This is a genomic window from Allobosea sp. CER48 (assembly GCF_044752385.1).
In the GTDB taxonomy this organism is placed as follows: domain Bacteria; phylum Pseudomonadota; class Alphaproteobacteria; order Rhizobiales; family Beijerinckiaceae; genus Allobosea.
Map to the genome: position 1 here is coordinate 1 of NZ_JBIWYK010000108.1, position 8,245 is coordinate 8,245.

An 8,245-nucleotide genomic window follows, 5' to 3' on the forward strand; every position below is an offset into this window, starting at 1 on the left:
TCCCGGCGGCCGATGCCAGACAACCTAGGTCGCGCTGATTCGGAGAAATGCGACGACGTCGTCGAGAATCGGCGCTTGCCACTGCAGAATCCTGGAGAGTGCGGTGGCTGTGCCGGCATGACCGAGCCCCGGATAGATCTTCAGCGAGACCGATCGGGCGCCGGCCTTTCTGAGCGCCCGCGCAAGGCGCTCGCTGTTGCGTGGAAGGACCGTCGTGTCGGCGGAACCCGTCGCCAGGAAGATCGGCGGGGCATCACCCCTTGCAAAGCGGACAGGCTGCGTCCGGACGGGGTGCGCGTTGCCAAACGCCTCTTTCGTCACGTCGATATCGAATGGCAGAAAGTCGTAAGGGCCGGAAAGACCGACGGCGGACCGGATGTCGCCGGCGCGCATTCCCACAGCGGCAAGATATCGCTTGTCCAGCGTCAGCATCATCGCGTTGTAGGCGCCTGCGGAATGTCCCATCAGGTGGATATCCCCCGGGGAGCCGCCAAAGCGGCCGATGTTGTCTCGCACGAAACGCAGCGCCAGCGCGCCGTCTTCGATGAAGACGGGGAAGCGGACCTCCGGGACCAGGCGATAATCCGCGATAACCGTGACGAACCCGCGAGCCGACAGCGCGTCTCCGACGAAGGAATAGGTTTCCTTGGCGCCATTGGCCCATGAGCCGCCATAGATGAAGAAGACCACGGGCTTCGGCGCGCTTCCGCCACCGGAAGGCACGTAGATGTCCATCCGCTGCCGGGCGTGCGGACCATAGGCCACATCGCGGGCACCGTCTGTCAGGCCGCCCGGACGCAGGGCTGCGCAAGCAGGAAGGGCGAGCCCGGCCAGCAGCGGCAGGATCGCGCGTCTTGCAATTCGGGTCGTCATCGTCGCCCAGGGCCGGAGAAGCATCGCAATCTATACGCCCTCAGAGCAGCGCTGGATCAGCGTCGCGGCTGCTGCATGTCCATGGCGATACTGAACCATCCCGGCCCGCGATACGTATCTCCTCGCAGACTCCTGGAGGTCGTCATGCGCTTCGTCGCCGGTTACATCGCCTTTCTCGTCGCCTTCGGAATCTGCGATGCCATCTGGCTGGGCACGATGACGACGAGGCTTTACCGGCCCGCACTCGGCGAGCTGATCGTTGAGCAGGTCCGCTACTGGCCGGCTGCACTGTTCTATTTCGGTTTCCCGCTCGGTGTCGTCTATTTCGCCCTGATGCCGGCCTTGCGTGACGGCAGCGCTGGCACCGCGTTGTTGAATGGCGCACTCATCGGTTTGCTGGCCTACTCGACCTACGACCTGACGAACTACGCCACGTTGCGGCCGTGGACGCTGACGATCACGCTCGTCGACCTCGTCTACGGCACGGTCGTCGTCGGATTGTGCACATGGGTCGCCTATGGCGTCGTCCGGCGTATCGCCGAATGGGGCTGGGTCTAGCCCTCGTTTCAGCCGATTTCGTCAGGCCGCGCGCATTCTGTAGTGATGGACACCCCAGGCGTCGCCGCCGGCGTGCCCGAACAGGCCGCTCGTCGCCAGGAAGAACAGGCGCCAGCGCCGGCGCCAGAGCGGCGCGTCCGCACCATAAGTTGCGCGCAGGATCGGATCGATCTCCGCGAGGTTGCGATCGAAATTCGCCAGCCAGTCCTCCGCCGTCGCCTGGTAGTGCTCGCCACCCCATCGCCATTCGGCTTCGACGGCGAAGAGATCGGGAAACTGGTGCGCGAGCGCCGCGCTCGGCATCAGGCCGCCGGTGAAGAAATGCTGCGCGATCCAGTCGCCCGTATCGGCGACATCGAAATGGTAGCAGCCCTGCCTGTGCGCGAAGACATGGATGAAGAGCCGGCCGCCAGGCTTCAGCCAGCCGCGAATACGCCGCAGCAGCGCGCGCCAGTTCGCCATGTGCTCGAACATCTCGACAGAGACGACGCGGTCGAAGCGCTCTTCCGTCGCGAAGTCGTTCATGTCGGCCGTGACGACCGTCAAATTCGTGAGGTTCCGCCGTTGTGCCCGCTCCTCGATGAACGCGCGCTGCGAGGCCGAGTTGGAGACCGAGACGATCCGCGCCTGCGGATAGCGTGCCGCCATCCACAGCGACAGCGAGCCCCAGCCGCAGCCGAGTTCGAGGATGTCCTGCCCGTCGGCGAGATCGGCATGCTCCGCGGTCAGCGCCAGCGCGTTCTCTTCCGCCGCTGCCAGCGTGTCGCCGGGATCGACATAGTAGCAGCAGGAATACTTACGTCTTGGGCCGAGCACCTGATCGAAGAAGGCGGCCGGCACCTCGTAATGCTGGGCGTTGGCGGCATTGGTATGGACCGCGATCGGCAGCGCCGCCATGTCGCGTGCGAAGGCCGCGGCATCGGCCGGCTGCTCCGCGAGCGACCGGGCAGTGCGTCCGACCAGCGACGCGATCACCACGCGGGTGACGGCATCGGGCACAGGGAGGCCTTCTCCCCAGGTCGAAAGCCTCTGCATGATCGTCATCACGTCGCTCCTTTCGGTGGCAGGGGGATCAGGGCGCTGGTTCGATGCTGATATGCGCGATAGGCCTCGCCGTGCTTGGCGAGCATGTGCTCCTCCAGAGGCGGGATACCGGAGATGCGGGTGAGCAGGAGCGTGATGCAGGCCGGCGCCAGCAAGGCGAGCCAGCCCCAGGGATAACCGGGCGCGGGCGCGATCAGCGCATAGGAGCACCAGAGCAGGCACTCGAAGAAATAGTTGGGATGGCGCGACCAGCGCCACAGGCCGCGCTCGCATATGCCCCCCGCTCCCGAACGCGCAAAGGCACGCAATTGCCCGTCGGCGACGGCGCCGCCTGCGAGGCCGGCGGCGAACACGGCGACACCTGCGACGTCCCGCCAGTTCAGCGAAAGCACGGGGTTATGGGCCGCGAGTATCATCCCCAATCCCAGGGGAATGCTGACCAGCGCCTGCATCTGCAGCAGCCGGGCCAGTTGCCGCGGCGCGGCGCTGCCCCAGTCCTTTTTCAGTTTCGCATAGCGAGGATCGTCGGTGATGCCGCGCGTCCGCCGCGCGACATGCAGGCCGAGCCGAAGCGCCCAGGCCAGCGCGAGTGCCGCCACGAGCAGCCTTCGCGGCATCGGTCCGGCACCGAAAGGCAACAGGGCGCCGGCGACGCCCGTCAGGCCCAACCCGAAAGTCCAGACCACGTCGATCCAGCCGGAATTGCCGGTGCGCCGCTCGACCACCGTCGCCAGGGCCATGAAGCTGGACATGGCCACGGCTACGAAGATCAGAGCCGCAGCGAACGATGCGATCGTCAAAACCGCACCAGCGGCTGCAGCAGCCGGCCGAGCCAGCCCTGCAACCGAACGCTCCCCGTCATCGCGACGATGCAGGTGCAGCCCTCGACGGGGTCGACGCGCGGCGTGTGGTCGTGTTCGGTGTCCGCCTCGTCGAAATCGCCTGCCGCGTAGCGCCCGTATTCGTGCTCATACGCACCGGCGAGGATCGTGGTCCATTCGAACCCCGTATGCTTGTGAGGCGGCAAGGCTATGCCGGGGCCGGCGCGCAGCATGAAGACGCGCGCGCCCGCACCAGGAACCTCGACGCGCCGCATGGCGATGCGGATGCCGATCGGGCGCCACGGACCGAGTCCATAGGGCCGAAGCACCTGCGGCATCCCGGCTTCGACGGAGGCGGCAGCCGCAGCCGGCATCGGCGCAGCTCGGCCCGCACTTGCTGCACGATTTGGGCCGGAAACCATCGGGATGGGGTCGATCGCATCCAGCAGCGCGCCTTGCACGGCCTCGAGCTCCCGCAGCCGCCGCCGACTCTCCTGGTCCGCCTCGATATGGCAGGCGACGACGACCGCCAGACCTTCGTCGAGCTGTCCCGCGGCGAATGCGGCGAGAGTTTCCTCGGATGGGCGATGAGAGATACTCATCGCAGATCCTCCAGCCGGCCCCGCAGGTGCGACAGCGCCAGGCGCAGACGCGATTTCACCGTGCCCAGGGGAATGGCGAGGCGAGCGGCGACGTCCTGATGGCTGAAGCCTTCGAGGAAGGCGAGCTCGACAACGCGATACTGGTCGGGAGAGAGCTGGGTCATCGCGGCTCGCACGCGTGCATCGCGTTCGGCGCCGGAGAGTGTCGCATCAGGCTGTTCGGGGGCTTCTTCATCCAAAATCTCGTAAACTTGCGACAATCGCGAGCGCGTTTCGCGACGGGCGATGTCGATGCGCAGATTGCGCGCGATCGTGGCGATCCAGGTCGAGGCGCTGGCTTTAGCGGGGTCGAACAAGGCAGCCTTTCGCCAGACCGCGAGCAGCGTTTCCTGCGCAACCTCCTCGGCAAGCTCCGCTGAGGTGCCGCCGCGCATCAGCAGCCCCTTCACGCGCGGCGCGAAATGGTCGAACAGCGCCGCAAAAGCCGCCCGGTCGCCCGAGCGCGCAATGGCGGCAATCAGACTGTTGGGGTCGAACAAGACGATGAACCGACCTCCTTGCGCGCCAGATTCCGCCTTGCGCATGCCGTCGACGGTCAGGGCGATTGCAGGAACCATATGTGAGATACGCGGGTCGCGCCGCACCGGATCACCGTGGTTGGGTGCGTCTGCGTCACTCGGCGGCCTTCCAGTTCACGTCGCGGCAGATCAGCCGCCCAACGATGCAGCCGCGTGTTGCGAGCGCGCCTGGCGTCGCGGTGATCGTCATCGAATAGGTCCAGTCACGCTTGGGGTCGTAGGCGTTGCCGGAGAAGGTCCCGTCGGGTTGGCGGGCCAGCGTCATCACGAGCTTGTCGCCGGCTGCCTCGCCCTTGCTGGTGTCGCCGATCCAGAGATTGGTGGCGCAGATCTTGTCGCCGCAGGGTGCGATGCGGACGCGTGCATTGCCGTCGTCGCGCAACCATGTCCCGTCAAGATCACCGGCGGCCGCGCTTTCGGCCGAAACGATAGCCAAGGCCAAGACCAGCGGGAGACGCATCATGGCGTTGTCCTTTCGGCGAATGCATCTCGTCTACGCTCAGCTCGTCCCGGTGGTTTCATCGGCACGCGAAATTGTGTCGAGGCGCGCGGCGAAGAGCCACGCGATGAAAGCGGTCAGAGAAGCCGCACTCAGGAAATTCAGGCGTTGCAAGGCTGCGTATTCGCCGGGGCCGTAGAGGTGCAACGGCGCACCCAGCAGGGCTGGCGGCAGCAGGTAGGCCGTGAAAGCCAGCGTCGCGAAGCCGAGAGCGAAGGCGCGCTCCGGGCGGCGGAACAGCATCAGCGCAAGCATCAGGCAGGGAAACAGGAAGACCTCGACCCCTGAGCCGGGGCCAAAGGCGGCGTGGCAGAGCACGGTGTTGCCGATGCCGGCCGCGAGCAGCAGGGATCGCCCGAACAGGGTGCTGCGCCGCATGACGGCCGGCACGGTCGCGAAAAGCGGCGTCGACAGGAAGGTGACATAGGACGGCGTCACCACGGGCGCGACCGCCCAATAGAGATAGAGCGGATAGAAGGGCTGGTTGGAGACGATCACGAGCGCGACTGCATTGGCAATCGCGGCCCGCGGATCGGGATGCGCTGCGTAGGCGCTGACCGCCGCGGTCATCTGCTTCAACCGGCTCATCGGCATGGTCACCCTCGCAGAAAGCCGCGTCCTTTCCTGGTTTACGTCGGAGCCGCTGCGGCGGGTCACTCGGCCGGCACGCTTTTGGTCGAAAGGCGGCAAATCCAGTCCGGCCCTGGCCGCGTATACCCGTCATGACAAGCGAAACAGTGACGACGGAGCGGGTACGGGGCAGGGCGATGCGGATCGCCGTGATTGGTGCCGGCATCTCCGGCCTCTCGGCAGCATGGCTGCTGGGGCAGGCGCATGAGGTTGTGCTTTTCGAGGCAGCCCCTCGCATCGGCGGTCACGCCAACACGGTTCGCGTCGCCGGTGCCGGCGGGGAGACCGCGGTCGATACCGGTTTCATCGTCTACAACGAGGCGACCTATCCGAATTTCATCGCGTTGATGCACCATCTGCATGTTGCCACGCAGGCGACCGATATGTCCTTCGCCGTATCGCTCGACGGTGGCCGGCTCGAATATAGCGGTACCAGCGTCTCCGGCCTGTTCGCGCAGCGCAGCAATCTGGTGCGCCCGCGCTTCTGGGAGATGCTGCAGGACATCGCGCGCTTCTATCGGAATGCCTCCCGCGACGTGCTGGCCGGCGGGGCGGCTGCCATCTCGCTCGGCGAATATCTTGCGGCGGGCGGCTACGGCTCCGCGTTCCGGGACGATCATCTCCTGCCGATGGCCGCGGCCATCTGGTCGGCGCCCTGCGCGGAAATCCTGTCCTATCCGGCCGCCGCATTCCTGCGCTTCCATCACAATCACGGACTGCTCCAGCTCAGTGATCGGCCGGTCTGGCGGACAGTGACCGGCGGTAGCGGCGTCTATGTGCAGAGGCTGCGGGCCGCCTTTGCCGGCGAAGTCAGGGCCGGCTCGCCGGTCAGGCAGGTCCGGCGTCGAGCCAACGATGCCGTTCTGACGGGTGACGGCTGGGCCGAGACCTTCGATCAGGTCGTCTTCGCCACCCATGCCGACCAGACGCTTGCGATGCTCGCCGATGCCGGCGCGGCGGAAGTCGAGGCGCTGGGCGCCTTCCGCTACAGCCGCAACCGCGCCGTGCTTCACAACGATATCGCTTTGATGCCGAAACGCCGTCGCGCCTGGGCGAGCTGGAACCATATCGGCGACCGCGGCCGGCCGGACGCAGCATGCGCCGTCACCTACTGGATGAACCGGCTCCAGGGCCTGAAGGAGGATCGGCCCTTCTTCGTCACGCTCAACCCGCCGGATGGGTTGCGTGCGGAGACCGTCCTCCACGAGGAGATCTACGAGCACCCGCTGTTCGATGCGGCGGCGCTCGCGGCGCAGGAGCAGCTCTGGTCGCTCCAGGGCGTGCGTCGAAGCTGGTTCTGCGGCGCCTATTTCGGGTCGGGCTTCCACGAGGACGGCCTGCAGGCGGGGCTCGCCGTCGCGGAGGCGCTTGGTGGCGTCCGCCGGCCATGGAGCGTCCGCAACGAGTCCGGCCGCATTCCGATGCTGCGCCGTCTGGAGCAGGCCGCATGACCCTGCAATCCGCCCTCTATGTCGGCCGCGTGAGGCATCATCGGTTTCGGCCGCGGCCGCATGCGCTGGCCTATCGCGTGTTCTGGATGCTGCTCGATCTCGACGAGATCGATCGCCTTTCGGGGAAGCTCAGATTTTTCTCGCGCAATCGCTTCAATCTCTACGCCTTTCGCGACGCGGATTACGGGGATCGCAGCGGCAGGCCGTTGCGGCCGCAAATCGAAGAGACCTTGGCGAAAGCCGGGATCTCGCATGACGGCGGCCCGATCCGATTGCTGACCATGCCGCGCATCCTCGGCTATGCCTTCAACCCGCTCAGCACCTATTTCTGCTACCGCCGCGACAGCAGCCTCTGCGCCACCGTCTACGAGGTGCACAACACCTTCGGCGAAATCCATAGCTATGTGGCGCCTGCCGATCGTTCCGAAGGCGCATTGAGGCAAGAGGCCGACAAAGTCTTCCACGTCTCGCCGTTCATGAACCTCGACATGCGCTACGCCTTTGCGATCACCCCGCCGGGCGAGCGCGTCTCCGTCGCCATCGAGGGCAGCGACGGGGAAGGGCGCCTGATCACCGCCGTGTTGAGCGGCCAGCGAGCGGAACTCAGCGACGCAGCGCTGCTGCGGCTGTTCGCAACCCATCCGCTGCTCACGCTGAAGGTCACCGCGGCCATCCACTGGCACGCGCTGCGCCTGCTCGCGAAGCGGATTTCCTGGCGGCCCCATCCGGCGCCGCCCGAGCGATCCTTCAGCCTCGGCATAGCCGCGACAGCTCATGCGAAAGGACCTAGGCAGCCATGAGCCGGCCCGACCTGGAACAGCATTTTCGCATGCCTGAACAAGTCTTTGCGCCGGCGAGTGGCATGGGCCCATCGCGCTGGTTCATGCGCCGGCTGCTCTCCCGCATCACGATCGGCCATCTCACCGTCTTCACGCCCGATGGAGAGCGGTTTTGCAGCGCGCCCGGTCTGCCCGGGCCACAGGCGACGATGATCCTGGACAACTGGCGGTCGATGCGGCGCCTCCTGCTGGATGGCGATATCGGCCTGGCCGAAGCCTATCGCGATGGAGACCTTCACACGCCGGATCTCACGGCTCTGATCGAGCTCGGCGCGCGCAATGACGCGACCCTGCGCAAGCTGGTTTCGGGCGCCTGGCCGGCGCGGATGATCAACCGCCTGCGCCATCTC

General features: G+C 66.3%; 10 protein-coding genes and 1 pseudogene. 4 read left to right on the plus strand and 7 right to left on the minus strand.

The window, feature by feature from the left end; all coding sequences use genetic code 11:
• Positions 1-24 precede the first annotated feature (24 nt).
• Positions 25-873, minus strand: coding sequence for an alpha/beta hydrolase (locus ACIPIA_RS06325; protein ID WP_400507737.1), 849 nt, complete (start codon positions 871-873; stop codon positions 25-27).
• Between the two features lie 144 nt (positions 874-1,017).
• Between ACIPIA_RS06325 and ACIPIA_RS06330 the strand changes: the two genes are divergently transcribed.
• Entirely contained in the window at positions 1,018-1,431 is a 414-nt protein-coding gene (locus ACIPIA_RS06330) for a DUF2177 family protein (RefSeq protein ID WP_400507739.1), read from the plus strand.
• Between the two features lie 21 nt (positions 1,432-1,452).
• Here the strand turns inward: ACIPIA_RS06330 and ACIPIA_RS06335 are convergent, their stop codons facing one another.
• From ACIPIA_RS06335 to ACIPIA_RS06360, 6 genes are read right to left on the minus strand one after another with little or no spacing between them, the layout of a single operon-like run.
• Positions 1,453-2,475, minus strand: coding sequence for an SAM-dependent methyltransferase (locus tag ACIPIA_RS06335; protein WP_400507741.1), 1,023 nt, complete (start codon positions 2,473-2,475; stop codon positions 1,453-1,455).
• On the minus strand, positions 2,475-3,227 hold the full coding sequence (locus ACIPIA_RS06340) for a DUF1295 domain-containing protein (RefSeq protein ID WP_400507754.1): 753 nt from the start codon (positions 3,225-3,227) through the stop codon (positions 2,475-2,477). Before ACIPIA_RS06340 ends, ACIPIA_RS06335 begins: the two co-directional genes overlap by 1 nt.
• A 44-nt stretch (positions 3,228-3,271) precedes the next feature.
• The gene (locus ACIPIA_RS06345) at positions 3,272-3,898 is read right to left on the minus strand and encodes a ChrR family anti-sigma-E factor (protein WP_400507743.1); all 627 of its coding nucleotides are present in this window, start codon (positions 3,896-3,898) and stop codon (positions 3,272-3,274) included.
• Positions 3,895-4,515 carry a sigma-70 family RNA polymerase sigma factor gene (locus ACIPIA_RS06350; protein ID WP_400507745.1) on the minus strand — a complete coding sequence of 207 codons (621 nt, stop codon included), beginning with the start codon at positions 4,513-4,515 and terminating at the stop codon, positions 3,895-3,897. The genes ACIPIA_RS06345 and ACIPIA_RS06350 overlap by 4 nt, the downstream gene beginning before the upstream one ends.
• A 55-nt stretch (positions 4,516-4,570) precedes the next feature.
• Positions 4,571-4,939, minus strand: a complete 369-nt coding sequence (locus tag ACIPIA_RS06355) for a DUF2147 domain-containing protein (RefSeq protein WP_400507747.1) — start codon at positions 4,937-4,939, stop codon at positions 4,571-4,573.
• Between the two features lie 36 nt (positions 4,940-4,975).
• Positions 4,976-5,563, minus strand: a complete 588-nt coding sequence (locus ACIPIA_RS06360; RefSeq protein WP_400507749.1) for a hypothetical protein — start codon at positions 5,561-5,563, stop codon at positions 4,976-4,978.
• Between the two features lie 134 nt (positions 5,564-5,697).
• Between ACIPIA_RS06360 and ACIPIA_RS06365 the strand changes: the two genes are divergently transcribed.
• From ACIPIA_RS06365 to ACIPIA_RS06375, 3 genes and pseudogenes are all read left to right on the plus strand, one after another.
• Entirely contained in the window at positions 5,698-7,056 is a 1,359-nt protein-coding gene (locus ACIPIA_RS06365) for an NAD(P)/FAD-dependent oxidoreductase (protein WP_400507751.1), read from the plus strand.
• A complete protein-coding gene (locus tag ACIPIA_RS06370; RefSeq protein WP_400507753.1) occupies positions 7,053-7,856 on the plus strand; it encodes a DUF1365 domain-containing protein in 804 nt (267 codons plus the stop codon). Before ACIPIA_RS06365 ends, ACIPIA_RS06370 begins: the two co-directional genes overlap by 4 nt.
• A gap of 62 nt (positions 7,857-7,918) precedes the next feature.
• A pseudogene (locus tag ACIPIA_RS06375) lies at positions 7,919-8,245 on the plus strand (SAM-dependent methyltransferase); the annotation flags it as partial.